Origin of the sequence: Bradyrhizobium sp. B117, from assembly GCF_038969555.1 — a bacterium.
Taxonomy (GTDB): domain Bacteria; phylum Pseudomonadota; class Alphaproteobacteria; order Rhizobiales; family Xanthobacteraceae; genus Bradyrhizobium.
Genome location: NZ_CP152414.1, coordinates 5,559,331 through 5,575,302, shown reverse-complemented (window position 1 = coordinate 5,575,302; position 15,972 = coordinate 5,559,331). Strand labels below are relative to the sequence as shown.

Below are 15,972 nucleotides of genomic sequence, written 5' to 3'. Positions count from 1 at the left end.
CCCCTCGGGAACTGGCCCCACCGTCGAGAACTCGATTGGGGCCAATGGGTTCCAAGAGGAGAAGGGATTATTTCGCGCCGGGTTCCGCCTTGCCGGCGAGGTACTGTTCCAGCCAGTGGATGTGATAGTCGCCGTCGATGATATCGTCCTGGCGCACCAGGTCGCGGAACAGCGGCAGCGTCGTCTCGATGCCCTCCACGACCATCTCGTCCAGCGCCCGGCGTAAGCGCATCAGGCACTCGGTCCGGGTCTTGCCGTGGACGATCAGCTTGCCGACCAGGGAGTCGTAATAAGGCGGGATCTGGTAGCCCTGATAGACCGCGGAATCGATCCGCACGCCTAGCCCACCGGGCGGGTGATATTGCGTGATCCGGCCCGGTGAGGGCCGGAAGGTCTGCGGATTCTCGGCGTTGATGCGGCACTCGATGGCGTGGCCGATGATCTGCACCTCTTCCTGCTTCGCGGGCAGATCGCCGCCGGCGGCGATGCGGATCTGCTCCAGCACGAGGTCGATGTCGGTGATGCTCTCGGTGACGGGATGCTCGACCTGAATGCGGGTGTTCATCTCGATGAAGTAGAACTCGCCGTCCTCGAACAGGAACTCGATGGTGCCGACGCCGAGATATTTCATCTCGCGCATCGCCTTGGCGCAGGTCTCGCCGATCTTGGCGCGCGCAGCGGCGGCCAGCACCGGCGAGGGGCCTTCTTCCCAGACCTTCTGGTGGCGGCGCTGCAGAGAGCAGTCGCGCTCGCCGAGATGGATCGCGCCGCCGCGGCCGTCGCCGAGGATCTGGATCTCGATGTGGCGCGGCTTCTGGAGGTATTTTTCGAGATAGACGGAGGCATCGCCGAAGGCGGATTTGGCCTCATTGGCTGCCGTGGAGAGTGCGACCTGGAGGTCGGCCTCGCTCTGCGCGACCTTCATGCCGCGCCCGCCGCCGCCGGCCGCGGCCTTGACCAGCACCGGGAAGCCGATCTTCCTCGCGATCGCCATCGCGTCGTCATCAGGGCCGACCGCGCCGTCGGAGCCGGGCACCACGGGAATGCCGAGCCGCTTGGCGGTTTTCTTGGCCTCGATCTTGTCGCCCATCAGGCGGATGTGCTCGGCCTTGGGGCCGATGAATTGCAGATTGTGCTCGGCGAGGATTTCCGCAAACCGCGCGTTCTCCGACAGGAAGCCGTAGCCGGGATGCACGGCATCGGCGCCGGTGATCTCGCAGGCCGCGAGCAGGGCGGGCACGTTGAGATAGCTGTCCTTGGACGGCGGCGGTCCGATGCAGACGCTCTCGTCCGACAGTCGCACATGCATCGCATCGGCGTCGGCGGTGGAGTGCACGGCGACGGTCGCGATCCCGAGCTCCTTGCAGGCCCTGAGGATGCGAAGTGCGATCTCGCCGCGATTGGCTATGAGGATCTTGTCGAACATGGTGCCTCAGCGGGCGAATAGGGAGTAGCGAATAGCGAGGGGCAAGACGGGCACCATTCGCTATTCGCCATTCGCCATTCGCTTATTCAATAATGACCAGCGGCTCGCCGTACTCGACCGGCTGGCCGTCTTCGACGAGGATCTGCGTCACCGTGCCTGATCGCGGCGAGGGGATCTGGTTCATGGTCTTCATGGCTTCGATGATCAGCAGGGTCTGGCCGACCGAGACCTTGTTGCCGACCTCGATGAACGGCTTTGCGCCTGGCTCCGGCGCCCAATAGGCGGTGCCGACCATCGGCGAGGTCACCGCACCCGGATGCTTCGACAGGTCGGCTGCGGCCGCAGCGGGCGCAGCGGCGACGCTTGCCGCCATCGGCAGCGCGGCGGAAGCGGCCGCGATCGGCATCGGCATGGTCGCGGCGACGCTGATGTTGCGGGCGACGCGCAGGCGCAGGCCCGCGCGTTCGATCTCGATCTCGGTGAGGCTGGTCTCATCGAGCAGAAGAGCGAGCTCGCGGACGAGCGCGGAATCCTCGCTGGAAAACTTTGCGGCTGCTTTGTCGTCTGGCTGGCGCGCCATGTTGTTTGATCCGAATGTTCTGTGTGATGAGGGAGCGTCAGGCGTTGGGCTTGATGCCGAGCTTGGCGGCAAGGCCCTGGATGGCGAGGCGGTAGCCCTCGATGCCGAAACCGCACAGCGAGGCGAAGGCCGCGCGCGCGGTGTAGGAATGGTGACGGAAGCTCTCGCGGGCGTGGATGTTGGTCACATGCACCTCGACCGTCGGGATCTGCACCGCGAGCAGCGCGTCGTGCAGGGCGATCGAGGTGTGCGAATAGCCGCCGGCATTGATGATGATGCCCTTCATCTTGCGCGCATGCGCCTCGTGGATGAAGTCGATCAGCTCGCCTTCGCGGTTGGACTGCCGGCAGTCGGCCTTGAGGCCGAAGTGTGCTGCCGTCTCCCGGCACAGCGCCTCGACGTCGGCCAGCGTCGCATGGCCATACTTTTCGGGCTCGCGCGTCCCCAGCATGTTGAGGTTCGGCCCGTTCAGGACGAGGATCGTGTCGGTTGCAGGTTCAGCCATTCAAATCCCGGAAAAGAGGTGCTTCGGCGTGGCGGGGGTTATAGGTAACAAAGCGCGTGAGGGGAAGCCTTGAAGGACCTCCGAGGCGGGTTCAGGCACCTCATCCGTTGCGCAAAAACCTGTGCGGAAACTACGGAAATTGCTTGTTAACCAGTCCAAAGCATGGCTGCCGGCCGAATGCAAAGGGGGCGGGCATCGCTGCCCGCCCCCTGAGCTTGCCGCTGTCCGGCCTTAGCCTTCGATGATGTACACGATCTCGCGCGTCTGCGGACGGACGATCACGTACTGGCCGTGCACGAAGATCACTTCATAACCGCGCCACTCCGGGTAGATCTCGACGATCCGGGGCGGCAGCGGATGGAAGCGGACGGACGCTGGGACCGCGGCGCCGACCGAGATGTTGAAGTTGACGTTCGTGGTCTCCTCGATCTTGGTCGACTTGATCGCCGTCGAGATCTCGGTCCGCTTCTCGGGCGGCGGCGCGGCGGTCGCGGTCGCCGAAGCGGCGCCGGTCGTGGTCTGGGACTTGTCGGTCGCAGCCGGACGGCTCTCGGCATTGTTGCTCTTGGCGGCGCCGCCGGCCTTGTTGTCCTCGGCCTTCATGTCCTTAGTGCCCGATTTGGTGGAGTCGGACTTGGTGGTCGAGGACTCGGAGCTCATGCTCTTCGACTTGTCCTGCGCGGCCTTATCCTGCGCACCTTGGGCGTGCTCACCCTTCGCTCCAGCCTTCTCGTCGGCCGCGTTCTTGTTCATCGCGCCGGACTTGTCCATTCCGCCTGACTTTTCGGCGGTGCCGGACTTCTCCATTGCACCCGACTTCTCTTCGGCTCCGCCCTGCTTCATAGCGCCGCCGGCCTGGCCGACGGTGCCCTTCTCATGGGTAGATTCCTTGCCCATCGAGCCGCGCTCTGCGGCGCCGCCAGACGGCTGTGAATGCTGCATCTGCTGTTGCGAGCCAGCGCCGCCAGCGTCGCGGCCCTTGTCCTGTGCGTTCGCCAGACCGGTGCCCGCGACCAGCGCGAGTGTGGCAACCGAGATCATAAAGCGGTTCAACATCGAATTCTCCTCACGTGTTCATTTGCGTCATTGCCCGCGCCGACAACGAAAGGAGATTTGAGTTGTTCCGGAACTTCGCCTGTTCCGGGGCATTTGTTTCCTAAACGCGAGATGAATGCGCGCGCCGGATTCGCGCCGCTATCGGCCAACGAAAAAGGCCGGCTTTTCAGCCGGCCTCGACGCATGCGTGAGTTGTGAGACGCGCGATCGCTTTGTCAGCAAGTCGCCTTGCCGCAGCGGGCGACGCCGATCTTCTCCTTGAGGCCTTCGAGGCCGACGGCGCCGATCACGATCTGCTTGCCGATCACGTAGCTCGGCGTGCCGTTCATGCCCATCGCCTCCGCAAGCTTGAAGTTCTCCTCGATGGTGGCGCGCACTTCGGGGCTGGCGATGTCTTTCTCGATTTTTGCGGTGTCGAGCCCGGCTTCCTTGGCCGCCTGCATCGCGCGCGCCTTGTCGGCCGCGCCGCGGCCGCCGAGCAGCTTCTGGTGGAAGTCGAGATATTTCTTGCCGGTGGGATCCTGCATGCGCACGGCGACCGCGACCTGCGCCGCTTCGACCGAGCCCTGGCTCAGCACCGGAAATTCCTTCAGCACGACCTTCAGCTTCGGATCGCTCTTCATGAGGTCGAGCATGTCGCCCATGGCGCGCTTGCAGTAGCCGCAATTGTAATCGAAGAACTCGACGAAGGTGACGTCGCCGTCCTTGTTGCCGAGCACGACCTGGCGCGGCGAGTTGAAGATCGCATCCGAATTCTGTGCGATGCTGGCCTCGTGCTTCTTGGTTTCGGCATCGGCCTGCCGCTTGCTGAGCTCGGTCATGGCCTCCTCGAGCACCTCGGGATGGGTGACGAGGTAGTTCTTGATGATCGCCTCGATGTCGGTGCGCTGGGCATCGGAGAAGCTGTCGGCCGACGCGGGCGCGGCTGCGCCGAACATGGCGAGCGCAAACAGCGCGGGAGCAAGCAGGCGCAGCGAAGGCATAGGCAAATCCTCTTATCCAAAGCAGGTTTCGGAAAACGTCCCGGCGGACTGATTGTGGTGTCGTGACGTCGTGGTAGCAGGCGTCGTCTTACTTAGTTTGACCTAGTTGCGTTCGACCTAGTTGCGCGGCGGCTTTGACGCCACGATGTCGTCGGCCTTGACCCATCCGGGCGTGCCGACGGCGAAACGGGTTTTCGCGCGCGTGGCAAGCTCGCGGGCGGTCTTGTTGTCGCCGCGCAGGTAAGCGGCCTGCGCCGAAGCGAGATCGGCCTCGGCATAGTCGCCCTTCCGGCCATAGGCCATCGCGAGCTGGGTGTAACCGAGCGGGGCCTCGGGCTCCCGTGCCACCGCGGCACGGAGAATCCGAACGGCATCGTCCGTGTAGGCCTTATTATCGGTTCCAACCAGAGCCTGCCCAAGTAACATCTCGATGAGGGGGGCGTTGTTGGAGAGTGCGACAGCCTTGCGCAGGGGAGCGATGGCGTCGGCCGGCTTGCCGCTCTCGAGCAGGGCCTGGCCGCGCACCTCGTAGAAGTACGGGTTGTTGGGCTGGACCTGGATCAGCGCGTCGATCTGGGCGAGCGCGCTGCGCAGATCGCCGTGCAGATAGGTGCTGATGGCGCGGGCATAGCGCGCCGGGAGGCTGTCGTTGGTCTGCGGATAGCGGCGATACACCGTCTCCGGGCGCTCCATGAAGGCGGAGATCTTGGCGCGCACCATGTCGTGGCGGAGCTGGAGCGCCGGATCGTCCTTCTTGTCCCAATAGGGGCTGGAGCTGGCGAACTCCTGGAGCGCGGCGACGCGCTCGGCGGGCATCGGGTGCGACTGCAGATAGGGGTCGGCGCCGCGCGCGGCGAACAGACTCTCGCTGGTGAAGCGCTTGAAGGTCTCGTACATGCCCTTGGGCGACTGCTGGGTCGCGGTCAGGAATTTCACGCCGGCGCGGTCGGCGTTCTCCTCCTGCTGGCGCTGGTAGGACAAGAGCGAGCGGCGGATCATCTCCTGCGGGCCGGCGATTGCCGCCGCGCCGGCATTGGCAAGACCGTTATTGCCGGCGCTGCTGCTGCCGCGGGTGCTGCCCGCGGCGATTGCGCCGGCGCCGAGCAGCATCGCGATGATCATCTGGGTCTGCGCGGTGGCGAGCTGCTCGCGCAGCTTGGACAGATGGCCGCCGGCCAGATGCCCGGTCTCGTGCGCGAGCACGCCGATGATCTGGTTCGGCGTCTCCGACTGGAGGATCGCGCCGTAATTGACGAAGATGCGGCGGCCGTCCGCGACGAACGCGTTGAACGAGGCTTCGTTGAGGATCACCATCTGGATGTTCTGCTTCTCCAGACCGGCGACGCGCAGGATCGGGCGGGTATATTCGCGCAGGAGCTGCTCGGTCTCGGTGTCGCGCAGGACCTGCGGCCCCTTGGCCTGCGCGTGCGCGGCCGGGACCGGCAACAGCGCGATCGCTGCGGCCGTGACGATGGCGGTGAGGGCGGAGGCCTTCCTGCGCAATGCGATCTGGAGCAACATCAGGCGGTCTGGGTCAAACGGTCTAGCAAAGCAGTTTGGTGATTGGTTTTTGGCGATTGGCGGCGGACCGGATACGCGATATGCCCTTGTGAGCCGTACCCCCTTATGAGCCGTACAATGCGGCCAGTCTGGGGCGCAAGCGCCCCGTTTCCCGGACCGGACGGACCGGTCCGCCAGCGAAATAGCAGAAATCGATGCACGATGCGACATTGAGGAACCGGTTGGGGCAGTGGCTCGAGCCCTCCCGCCGCAGCGATGTTCCCCCGTTCATGGTGATGGACGTGATGGCCGCGGCGGCCCGAATCGAGGCCGCCGGCGGCCATGTCATCCACATGGAGGTCGGCCAGCCCGCGGCCGGCGCGCCAAAGACGGCGATCGCGGCCGCCCATGCGGCGCTGGAAGCGGGGCGGATCGACTATACTTCGGCGCTCGGCATCCCGTCGTTGCGCGCCCGCATCGCGCGGCATTATCGCGACGCCTATGGCTGTGACGTCAGCCCTGACAGGATCGTGGTGACGACCGGCTCGTCCGGCGGGTTCATCCTGGCGTTCCTGTCGATGTTCGAGCCGGGCGACCGCGTCGCCGTGACGGTGCCGGGCTATCCGCCGTACCGCCACATCCTCACCGCGCTCGGCTGCGAGCCGGTGCTGATCGAGACCACGGACGAGACGCGCCATGCGCTGACCGGGGAGGCATTGCTCGCCGCCCATCGCAAGGCGCCGCTGAAGGGCGTGCTGGTCGGCAGTCCCGCCAATCCGACGGGCACGATGATGTCCCGCGAGGCGCTCGCCAGCCTGATCGCGGCGGCGGAAGGCGCCGGCATCCGCTTCATCTCCGACGAGATCTATCACGGGCTCGACTATGCGTTTCCTGCGGTGACCGCGGCGGCGCTGTCGGAGCACGCACTCGTGATCAACTCGTTATCGAAGTATTTTTGCATGACCGGCTGGCGCGTCGGCTGGATGGTGGTGCCGGAGATCCTGGCGCGCCCGATCGAGCGTCTCCAGCAGAACCTGTCGATCTCGGTGCCGGCGCTGTCGCAGATCGCGGCAGAGGCGGCGTTCGACGGCGCAGCGGAGATGGAGGAGATCAAGCACGGCTATCAGGAGAACCGGCGCATCCTGATCGAGGGATTGCCCAAGGCGGGCCTACGCAAGTTCCTGCCGGCCGACGGCGCCTTCTACCTCTATGCCGACGTCTCGGACTTCACCTCCGACAGTTTCGAGTTCGCCAAGCAGATGCTGGAGCAGGCGAACGTTGCCACGACGCCAGGGCTCGATTTCGATCCCATCCACGGCCGCTCATTCATTCGTTTTTCCTATGCGCGCTCGCCGGACGAGATGCGGGAGGCAGTTGACCGGATTGCTGAGTGGCTTAAATGATCGCGCCAGTTTTCGACAGCCTTTTGCGGAGTTCAACTTGTCTGACCGTTCGATCCCGACCACTGCCACGCATTCTCCTCTCGCCGCCTTGATGTGGCCGACCCGGCCGGGCGAAAGCGTCGGCGCATTGCGCGCCGTCGTGCTGATCGCGCTCGGCACCGCCCTGATGGCGCTGTCAGCCAAGGTGAACCTGCCGCTGCCCTACGTGCCCATGACCCTGCAGACGCTGGTCGTGCTGATGATCGGCGCCGCCTATGGCTGGCGTCTTGGCAGCGCAACCATGATTGCCTACCTCGCCGAAGGCGCGATGGGGCTGCCGGTGTTCGCCGGCCCGGTCGGTGGAATTGCACCGCTGGTCGGCCCGACCGCCGGCTATCTGTTCGGCTTCATCGGCGCCGCCTTCGTCACCGGCTGGCTCGCCGAGCGCGGCTGGGATCGCAGCGTCGTGCTGCTGTTTGCGGCCATGGCCGTCGGTCATATCGTCATACTGGCGGCCGGGTTCGGTTGGCTCGCCTTTGGCCTCGGTCTCGGCGCCGCGAAGGCCTGGCAGGTCGGCCTTGCGCCGTTCATCGCGGCCTCACTGGTCAAGAACGCGCTGGGCGCGACGCTGATGCCGGCGGCACGCCGGCTCGTCGATCGCCGCGGGTAAAGCGCGCCAAAACGAGCAGTTCCAATTGACAGAGCCGGCCAAGTTGATCTTGGCTGGCTCTGATTTTTGAGGGGGAGTGAAACAATGACGACAACAACGATGGCGGGGGCGCCGGTCGCGCCGACCGCATCCAAGCCGTGGTACAAGGTTCTCTACGTCCAGGTGCTGATCGCCATCGTGCTCGGCGCCATCGTCGGCTGGCTCTGGCCGTCGCTCGCCACCAATGAGTGGATCAAAGCGATGGGCGACGGCTTCATCAAGCTGATCAAGATGGTGATCGCGCCGATCATCTTCTGCACCGTCGTATCCGGCATTGCGCACATCCAGGACGCCAAGAAGGTCGGCCGCATCGGCGTCAAGGCGCTGGTCTATTTCGAGGTGGTCTCGACCTTCGCGCTGGTGATCGGCCTCATTGTCGGCAATGTCGTCAGGCCGGGCGCGGGCTTCGGCAATGCCGCCGCCAACGCGCAGGCGGTTGCCAACTACGCCAAGCAGGCCGAGGCGCAGAGGTCGGTCGACTTCGTCCTGCACATCATTCCCGACACCGTGGTCGGCGCCTTCGCGCAGGGCGAGATCCTCCAGGTGCTGCTGTTCTCGGTGTTGTTCGGCTTCGCCATCATGAGCCTTGGTGAGCGCGGCCACACTATCCGCAGCTTCATCGACGACGCCGCGCATGCCGTGTTCGGCGTCATCTCCATCGTGATGCGCGCAGCTCCCATCGGCGCCTTCGGCGCGATGGCCTACACCATCGGCAAGTTCGGCACGGGCGCAATCCTCAACCTGGTCGGCCTGATCGCGACGTTCTACCTGACCGCGGCGCTGTTCGTGTTCGTGGTGCTCGGCATCATCGCGCGGATTGCGGGCTTCTCGATCTTCAGGTTCCTGGCCTACATCAAGGACGAGCTCTTGATCGTGCTCGGCACCTCGTCGTCCGAAAGCGCGCTGCCGTCCTTGATGGAGAAGCTGGAACGGCTCGGCTGCTCGAAGTCGGTGGTCGGCCTCGTGGTGCCTACGGGCTATTCGTTCAACCTCGACGGCACCAACATCTACATGACGCTGGCGACGCTCTTCATCGCCCAGGCGCTCGGCTTCGATCTCACCTTCGGCCAGCAGCTCACCATCCTGGTGGTGGCGATGCTGACCTCGAAGGGCGCCTCCGGCATCACCGGCGCGGGCTTCATCACGCTGGCCGCGACGCTGGCGGTGGTCGATCCGCGCCTGGTGCCGGGCATGGCGATCGTGCTCGGCATCGACAAGTTCATGAGCGAATGCCGCGCGCTGACCAATCTGTGCGGCAACGGCGTTGCCTGCGTGATCGTCGCCTGGTGGGAAGGCGAGCTCGACCGCGACAAGCTCAACGCGAACCTCGCCCGGCAGATCGATCCGACCGACATGGAAACGGCCGTCACGACGGACTGATCTGCCAGTTGAGCGCGATGGCGCTGCGCGCCGTCAAACCTTGAAGTAATAGGGCTGGTCGAGATCCTCGATCAGCCCTTTCTCTTTCGGCTCCCAGCCGAGTGCGGCGCGGGTCTTCGCGCTGGAGGTCGGAACGTCGATGCCGGCGAACCGCGCGAACCAGCCGAAATGGGCCGCCGCTTCATCCGGCGTCTTCGAGACCACGGGCACGCCGAGCCTCTTGCCGATCACCTCCGCGATCACCTTGAACGGCACGCCTTCCTCGGCGATGGCGTGATAGCGGCCGCTAGATGCGCCTCGCTCCAGCGCGAGCCGGTAGACGCGCGCGGCATCGAAGCGCTGCGCGGCTGGCCAGCGGTTGCTGCCATCGCCGAGATAGGCGGCAGTGCCTTTCTCGCGCGCGATCGCGATCAGGCGTGGCACAAAACCGTGGTCCCCCTCGCCATGGGTCGTGGGCGGCAGCCGCACGATGCCGGCGCGCACGCCGCGTTCGGCGAGCTCTTCGGCCGTGGCTTCCGAGACGCGTGGGAAGTGGCGCGCCGCCGCATCGTCCTCGGTCGCAACGCGTCCGGGCGCGAGCAACGCCACGCCCGAGGTGACGATGAGCGGACGTTCGGAGCCCTTCAGCTCCTCGCCAAGCGCGAGGATGGCGCGGCGGTCGAGCTCGCAATTCTCGGCGAACTTCGAGAAGTCGTGGTTGAAGGCAAGGTGAAGCACGCCGTCGGAAGCAGCCGCGCCGCTGCGCAAGGAGGCATGGTCCTCCAGCGAGCCGCGATGGACCTCGGCGCCCATCGCAGCGACGGCGGCTGCACCTTCACGGTTCCGGGCAAGGCCGGTGACGCGGTGGCCGGCGGCGATCAGGTCGGCAACGACGGCGGAGCCGACGAAACCGGTGGCGCCGGTGACGAAAACATGCATGAGCAATCTCCAGAGAGCGGTCGAGGGTTGGTGGAGACGACCATCCGCGCTAGGATTATCCGGGTAAAGTAGTGACTTTATCAGGGTATAATGGCTAACAGGATGAGCGAGACCGCCACCGCTGAAAACCTGCTCGGCGCCTACCTGAAGGACCGCCGCACCCGGCTCGATGCCACAGCGTTCGGCTTTTCCGGCAGCCGCAGGCGCACGCCCGGGCTACGCCGCGAGGAGGTGGCGCAGCGCGCCAATATCAGCCCGACCTGGTACACATGGCTGGAGCAGGGTCGGGGCGGGGCGCCCTCGGCCGACGTGCTCGTCGCATCGCCCGCGCCTTGATGCTGACCGATGTCGAGCGCGAGCATCTGTTCCTGATCGGGCTCGGCCGGCCGCCCGAGGTGCGTTACCAGGCCACTGAAGGCGTCTCGCCGCGGCTTCAGCGCGTGCTCGACGCGCTCGAATTCAGCCCGGCCTTAGTGCGGACCGCGACCTGGGACGTTGTTGCCTGGAATCGCGCCGCAAGCGTCGTGCTGACGGACTATGGTGCGATCCCGCCGGGCCAGCGCAACATCCTGCGCTTCATCTTCTGCGATCCGCGTGTGCGCGCTGCGCAGTACGATTGGGACAGCGTGGCCCGTTTCGTGGTGGCGGCGTTCAGGGCCGACGCCGCGCGCGCAGGCGCGGTCTCGCATGTCGCCGATTTCGTCGACGAACTCTGCCGCACCAGCCCGGAATTCGCGGCGCTGTGGCGCGACAATGACGTCCGCCACCACGGTGACGGCATCAAGCGGCTGCGGCATCCCCTTCACGGCGTGATGTCGTTCGAATATTCGAGCTTCAACGTCGAGGGCCGCTCCGATCTCAGCATGATCGTCTACAACCCGGCGACGGCGGAAGACGCCGAACGGATCAAAAAGCTGCTCACCGCGCGCGCTGACTGACGGCCCCGCGAATGGCACGAACCGCTGATGCGGATTTCGTCCGCGCTTCGCGGTGCTTGCCGCGAACGCAGTGGGCTAGAACCGTTCCGGCCGGTAAGGCGCGGGATCAATCGCCGGCGGCTCGCCGCTCATGATCTCCGCGAGCAGGCGTCCGGTCGCGGGTCCGAGCGTAAAGCCCTGGTGGCCGTGGCCAAAGTTCATCCAGAGGCCGGGATGGCGCGGAGCCTGCCCGAGCACCGGCAGCATGTCGGGTGTGCAGGGCCGCGTGCCGAACCACGGATCCGGCTCGACGCGCTGGCCGAGATCGATCAGCTCGCGCGCGGAGGCCTCGGCGCTGGCGAGCTGCACCGGCGTTGCGAGCGCATCCATGCCGGTCAATTCCGCGCCGGTGGTGATGCGGATACCCTTGGCCATCGGTCCCATGGCATAGCCGCGGCCCTTGTCGACGAGCGGCAAATCGAGCGACGCGCCGCCGGCATAGTGCATGTGGTAGCCGCGCTTGCGCACCAGCGGAATGCGGTAGCCGAACTTGTGCAGCAGATCGGGCGACCATGGTCCGAGCGTCACGACGGCGTGGGGGGCGTCGATGCGTCCCTTGTCGGTATTGACCGACCAGCCGGTCGCGGTCTGCTGCAGGCTCTGGGCGTCTCCGAGCACAATGTTGCCGCCGAGGCGCTCGAACAGCTCGGCATAGGCGGTGACCAGCGCGCCGGGATCGGACACGGTCCAGGTGTCGAGCCAGTGGATTGCGCCGGGGAGGTCGTCGCGCAGGATCGGCTCGGCCTTGGCGAGCTCGGCTCCCGAGAGCGCGCGAAACCTCACGCCGAATTCGCGCGCGTCGTCTTCCGCGGCCTTAACGGCCTGATCGAACGAAGCTGCGTCACGATGCAGATGCCGGTATCCGGCGCGACGAATGAGATTGTCCGCGTGCGCCTCGCGAATGAGGATGTCGTGCTCGCTCGTCGCGTAGGCGATCAGCCGCGCCCAGGCGTCGATGGCCTCGCGGTGCCGCTTCGGCGCGGAATGCCACCAATAGCGGAGCAGGGGCTCGATATGGAGATGAAGCGACGACAGGCTGTAGCGCACGTCGTTGGTGCGGCCGGTCGCGATCTTGAGCAGCGAGGCGAGGTCGCGCGGCATCGGATAGGGGCGCACCGCTTCGGCCTGGATCATCCCGGCATTGCCGTAGCTGGTCTCGCGGCCGGGCTCCCTGCGGTCGACGAGCGTGACAGCCCAGCCGCGCTGCCGCAGGTGCAGCGCGGCGCTGACTCCAATCATGCCGCCGCCGAGAACGATCGCACTTTGCATCGACACTGACCTCGCCAAATCAAAACCGCCCGGTTTGGCCGGGCGGTTTCATCTGGATGTTCCTGTTACTCGCCGCCGCCGAAGCGCCGTGACCACCAGCCGGCGCGGCGCGGCGCGGCCGGAGTCTCGATCGTCGTTTCCGGCGCGGGCTCAGGGGCCGGCGCGGGCGGAGCGACCGGTTCGCTCGCCTGCGCAACCGGCGTTGTGGGCTCGCTCTGGCTGCTCGTCAGGAAGCTCACCTTCTCCCGGACCGTGGAGCGACGTCGCGCGGCCTTGTCGTCGGCGGACTCTTCGGCCGCTGTACTCGGAGCGGGTTCCTGCTGGGCCGGCACCTCGGGCTGCACCTCGACAAGCGGTTCAGGCTGAGCAGCTTGCGGCTCGGCAACGTGCTCGGCCTGTGCGATCGAGGGCGCAGCTTCGTTGCCGAAGCTGTCGAAATCGGCGACTGCGTCGCTCGCTTCCGGCGGCACATTGGCCGCGAGCTCGTCGCCGATGGAGCCGGCGAGACCTTCCTCGCCACCGCCACGCCGACGGCGTCCGCCGCGGCGACCACGCCGGCGCCGGCGCTCGCCGCCGCCCTGCTGCTCGCCACGGGCCGCCTGCTCCTCGCCTTCCTCGCCGTCCTGCTCGGATTCGGAATCGTCCTCGCCTTCGCCGGCAGCCACGGCCGCCTCGGGAAGGGTGGGCGGGCTGTCCTCGCGCAGCTCGCCGTCGCGCTGGCCACCGCGGCCGCGCCGGCGACGGCGGCGCTTGCGGCGCTGGCCGTCCTGCTCGGAGCCGGCCTCGCCGGCAGCCTGTTCTTCAGTGAGACCTTCGCTCTCCTCGGTTTCGACCTCGGATTCCAGCTCCGGATCGAACTCCTCGTCGTCATAGGCGTCTTCAGCCAGCGGCGGCGGGCTCGCGGCTGCCTGCGCTGCGAGCAGCGCCTTCGCGGCTTCGAGCGTATGCACCTGCTCGCCGCGGTCGATCAGATAGGCCTGCGGGCCGCTGACGCTGGGATCGGCGATGATCGACAGCGTGACCTTGAAGCTGTTTTCGAGGTCGCGCAGATGGCCGCGCTTGTGGTTCAGCACATAGAGCGCGACGTCGGTGCGGGTGCGGACCACGAGATTATGGGTCGCGCCCTTCATCAGGATCTCTTCGAGGCCGCGCAGCAGCTGGAGCGCCACCGAGGACACCGAGCGGACATGGCCGGTGCCGCCGCAATGCGGGCACGGGTCGGTCGAAGATTCCAGCACGCTGGCGCGGATGCGCTGGCGCGACATCTCGAGCAGGCCGAAATGCGAGATGCGGCCGACCTGGATGCGGGCGCGATCCTGCCTCAGGCAATCGGACAGCTTGCGCTCGACCGCACGGTTGTTGCGCTTCTCGTCCATGTCGATGAAGTCGATGACGATCAGGCCGGCGAGGTCGCGCAGGCGGAGCTGGCGGGCGACCTCTTCGGCCGCCTCCAGATTGGTCTTGAGCGCGGTGTCCTCGATATGGTGCTCGCGGGTCGAGCGGCCGGAGTTGACGTCGATCGAGACCAGCGCCTCGGTCTGGTTGATCACGACATAGCCGCCGGAGCGAAGCTGCACGGTCGGCGAGAACATCGCATCCAGTTGGCTTTCGACGCCCATCCGTGAGAACAGTGGCTGGCCGTCGCGATACTGCTTCACCGCGCTGACATTGGCGGGCATCAGCATCTTCATGAAGTCGCGCGCTTCGCGGTAGCCGGATTCGCCGGCGACCTGAATCTCGTCGATCTCCTTGTTGTAGAGGTCGCGCAGCGAGCGCTTGATCAGCGAGCCTTCCTCGTAGACGAGGGTCGGGGCCTGCGACTTCAGCGTCAGGTCACGCACCGTCTCCCACATCCGGATCAGGTACTCGAAGTCGCGCTTGATCTCCGGCTTGGTGCGGGAGGCGCCCGCGGTCCGCAGGATGATGCCCATGCCCTCGGGCACGTCGAGGTCCTGCACCACTTCCTTCAGGCGCGAGCGGTCCTGGGCGCTGGTGATCTTGCGGCTGATGCCGCCGCCGCGCGCGGTGTTCGGCATCAGCACGGCGTAGCGGCCGGCGAGCGAGAGGTAGGTGGTCAGCGCAGCGCCCTTGTTGCCGCGCTCTTCCTTGACCACCTGCACCAGCATGACCTGGCGGCGCTTGATGACTTCCTGGATCTTGTACTGACGGCGCGGGCGGAAGGTGCGTTCGGGCACTTCCTCCAGCACGTCGTCGCCGCCGACGGATTCGACGACTTCCTCTTCGGCTTCCTCGCCGTCCTCGTCCTCGTCGTCTTCACCGTCCGCGGCCTCCGCGTGCGGTGCCTCGGCGACATCGCCGGCGGCGTAGACGGCATCGGCCGGTTCCGTGGCGGCCGTCACGGCTTCGGCCAGAGCCTCGGCATGTGCTTCGGACGCGTGAGCTTCGAAGGTCTGGGCTTCCTGCGGCTCGGGAGCGGTCTCGGTTGCGACCACGGGCTCGGCGCCGAGCGCTGGCGTCTCGGCGGCATAATCATGGCCGTGATGGTCGTGCTCGTCGTCATGATGGTGGTCGTCATGATCGTGCGCGTGATCGTCATCATGGGCATGATGGTGGTCGTCGTGCCCATGGGCTTCATGGTCATGGTCGTGGTGATCATGATCGCCATGGTCGTGATGCTCGTGGCCCTCGTGCTCGCCGTGATGCTCCGCGTCTGCGTGCAGGTGCTCGCCCTCGTGCGATGCGCCCTCGGTGTGCAGGGCTTCGCCCTCGACCGGCTGTGCCGCGGGATCGGCACCGGCCTCGAGGCCTTCGACGATGTCGCTGCGGACGCGCTCGCCGTGGCCGCGGCGACGGGCGTTGCGATGGCGCGAGCGGCGGCGGCCGTGGGAGCGGTTCTCGCTCTCTTCCTCGGCCTCGCGATGGGCCTGTTCCTCGGCCTCGATCAGCGCCTGCCGGTCGGCGACCGGGATCTGGTAGTAGTCGGGATGGATTTCGCTGAAGGCGAGGAAGCCGTGGCGGTTGCCGCCATACTCGACGAAAGCGGCCTGGAGCGAGGGTTCGACCCTTGTGACCTTTGCGAGATAGATATTCCCGCGCAGTTGCTTGCGTTGCGCGGTCTCGAAATCAAACTCTTCGACGCGATTGCCGCGGACCACGACGACCCGGGTCTCTTCCGGGTGGGTGGCATCGATCAACATCTTGTTGGGCATGTCTTAACTCTTGGCGGCGGCGGGCGCGATCGACCGTGGGCGCGAATTGCGCTGCCGGGTGACGCGACGGTCCACCTGATTCGGGGGTGAGGGGAAGGCCGAAACGCCGTCTCTCGC

General features: G+C 66.2%; 12 protein-coding genes and 1 pseudogene. 4 read left to right on the top strand and 9 right to left on the bottom strand.

The window, feature by feature from the left end; translation table 11 throughout:
* Positions 1-67: 67 nt before the first annotated feature.
* The 6 genes from accC to AAFG16_RS27330 all read right to left on the bottom strand — a co-directional run bounded on the left by accC (position 68) and on the right by AAFG16_RS27330 (position 6,071).
* The gene (gene accC, locus AAFG16_RS27355; RefSeq protein ID WP_283079466.1) at positions 68-1,426 is read right to left on the bottom strand and encodes an acetyl-CoA carboxylase biotin carboxylase subunit; all 1,359 of its coding nucleotides are present in this window, start codon (positions 1,424-1,426) and stop codon (positions 68-70) included.
* Between the two features lie 82 nt (positions 1,427-1,508).
* On the bottom strand, positions 1,509-2,006 hold the full coding sequence (gene accB, locus AAFG16_RS27350; RefSeq protein ID WP_283079465.1) for an acetyl-CoA carboxylase biotin carboxyl carrier protein: 498 nt from the start codon (positions 2,004-2,006) through the stop codon (positions 1,509-1,511).
* Between the two features lie 37 nt (positions 2,007-2,043).
* A complete protein-coding gene (gene aroQ / locus AAFG16_RS27345; RefSeq protein ID WP_283079464.1) occupies positions 2,044-2,511 on the bottom strand; it encodes a type II 3-dehydroquinate dehydratase in 468 nt (155 codons plus the stop codon).
* A 231-nt stretch (positions 2,512-2,742) separates the two neighbouring features.
* The gene (locus AAFG16_RS27340) at positions 2,743-3,567 is read right to left on the bottom strand and encodes a DUF1236 domain-containing protein (protein ID WP_283079463.1); all 825 of its coding nucleotides are present in this window, start codon (positions 3,565-3,567) and stop codon (positions 2,743-2,745) included.
* Between the two features lie 215 nt (positions 3,568-3,782).
* Positions 3,783-4,550 carry a DsbA family protein gene (locus tag AAFG16_RS27335; protein WP_283079462.1) on the bottom strand — a complete coding sequence of 256 codons (768 nt, stop codon included), beginning with the start codon at positions 4,548-4,550 and terminating at the stop codon, positions 3,783-3,785.
* 117 nt (positions 4,551-4,667) lie between these two features.
* Entirely contained in the window at positions 4,668-6,071 is a 1,404-nt protein-coding gene (locus AAFG16_RS27330) for a M48 family metalloprotease (protein WP_283079461.1), read from the bottom strand.
* Between the two features lie 194 nt (positions 6,072-6,265).
* Between AAFG16_RS27330 and AAFG16_RS27325 the strand changes: the two genes are divergently transcribed.
* The 3 genes from AAFG16_RS27325 to AAFG16_RS27315 all read left to right on the top strand — a co-directional run bounded on the left by AAFG16_RS27325 (position 6,266) and on the right by AAFG16_RS27315 (position 9,521).
* Positions 6,266-7,453 carry an aminotransferase class I/II-fold pyridoxal phosphate-dependent enzyme gene (locus AAFG16_RS27325; RefSeq protein ID WP_342730275.1) on the top strand — a complete coding sequence of 396 codons (1,188 nt, stop codon included), beginning with the start codon at positions 6,266-6,268 and terminating at the stop codon, positions 7,451-7,453.
* 91 nt (positions 7,454-7,544) lie between these two features.
* Positions 7,545-8,102: a biotin transporter BioY gene (locus tag AAFG16_RS27320; RefSeq protein ID WP_342740981.1), complete on the top strand. Its 558-nt coding sequence runs from the start codon at positions 7,545-7,547 to the stop codon at positions 8,100-8,102.
* Between the two features lie 84 nt (positions 8,103-8,186).
* Positions 8,187-9,521, top strand: a complete 1,335-nt coding sequence (locus AAFG16_RS27315) for a dicarboxylate/amino acid:cation symporter (RefSeq protein WP_283079459.1) — start codon at positions 8,187-8,189, stop codon at positions 9,519-9,521.
* 33 nt (positions 9,522-9,554) lie between these two features.
* Here the strand turns inward: AAFG16_RS27315 and AAFG16_RS27310 are convergent, their stop codons facing one another.
* Positions 9,555-10,439 (bottom strand): SDR family oxidoreductase, encoded by an 885-nt coding sequence (locus tag AAFG16_RS27310; protein WP_342730273.1) that lies wholly within the window; start codon positions 10,437-10,439, stop codon positions 9,555-9,557.
* Between the two features lie 102 nt (positions 10,440-10,541).
* Here AAFG16_RS27310 and AAFG16_RS27305 point away from each other — a divergent pair.
* Positions 10,542-11,377 (top strand): annotated as a pseudogene (locus tag AAFG16_RS27305) (helix-turn-helix transcriptional regulator).
* Positions 11,378-11,452: 75 nt separating this feature from the next.
* On the opposite strand, the gene AAFG16_RS27300 reads toward AAFG16_RS27305, so the two are convergent.
* Complete coding sequence (locus AAFG16_RS27300) at positions 11,453-12,685, bottom strand: FAD-binding oxidoreductase (protein ID WP_283086980.1); 1,233 nt, start codon at positions 12,683-12,685, stop codon at positions 11,453-11,455.
* Between the two features lie 65 nt (positions 12,686-12,750).
* Positions 12,751-15,855 carry an Rne/Rng family ribonuclease gene (locus AAFG16_RS27295; protein WP_342730271.1) on the bottom strand — a complete coding sequence of 1,035 codons (3,105 nt, stop codon included), beginning with the start codon at positions 15,853-15,855 and terminating at the stop codon, positions 12,751-12,753.
* Positions 15,856-15,972: the final 117 nt, after the last annotated feature.

What these genes read in the sequence shown, in the direction of transcription:
- accC (WP_283079466.1), bottom strand. Translation starts at nt 1,426, where the DNA reads ATGTTCGACAAGATCCTCATAGCCAATCGCGGCGAGATCGCACTTCGC.
- accB (WP_283079465.1), bottom strand. Translation starts at nt 2,006, where the DNA reads ATGGCGCGCCAGCCAGACGACAAAGCAGCCGCAAAGTTTTCCAGCGAG.
- aroQ (WP_283079464.1), bottom strand. Translation starts at nt 2,511, where the DNA reads ATGGCTGAACCTGCAACCGACACGATCCTCGTCCTGAACGGGCCGAAC.
- AAFG16_RS27340 (WP_283079463.1), bottom strand. Translation starts at nt 3,567, where the DNA reads ATGTTGAACCGCTTTATGATCTCGGTTGCCACACTCGCGCTGGTCGCG.
- AAFG16_RS27335 (WP_283079462.1), bottom strand. Translation starts at nt 4,550, where the DNA reads ATGCCTTCGCTGCGCCTGCTTGCTCCCGCGCTGTTTGCGCTCGCCATG.
- AAFG16_RS27330 (WP_283079461.1), bottom strand. Translation starts at nt 6,071, where the DNA reads ATGTTGCTCCAGATCGCATTGCGCAGGAAGGCCTCCGCCCTCACCGCC.
- AAFG16_RS27325 (WP_342730275.1), top strand. Translation starts at nt 6,266, where the DNA reads ATGCACGATGCGACATTGAGGAACCGGTTGGGGCAGTGGCTCGAGCCC.
- AAFG16_RS27320 (WP_342740981.1), top strand. Translation starts at nt 7,545, where the DNA reads ATGTGGCCGACCCGGCCGGGCGAAAGCGTCGGCGCATTGCGCGCCGTC.
- AAFG16_RS27315 (WP_283079459.1), top strand. Translation starts at nt 8,187, where the DNA reads ATGACGACAACAACGATGGCGGGGGCGCCGGTCGCGCCGACCGCATCC.
- AAFG16_RS27310 (WP_342730273.1), bottom strand. Translation starts at nt 10,439, where the DNA reads ATGCATGTTTTCGTCACCGGCGCCACCGGTTTCGTCGGCTCCGCCGTC.
- AAFG16_RS27300 (WP_283086980.1), bottom strand. Translation starts at nt 12,685, where the DNA reads ATGCAAAGTGCGATCGTTCTCGGCGGCGGCATGATTGGAGTCAGCGCC.
- AAFG16_RS27295 (WP_342730271.1), bottom strand. Translation starts at nt 15,855, where the DNA reads ATGCCCAACAAGATGTTGATCGATGCCACCCACCCGGAAGAGACCCGG.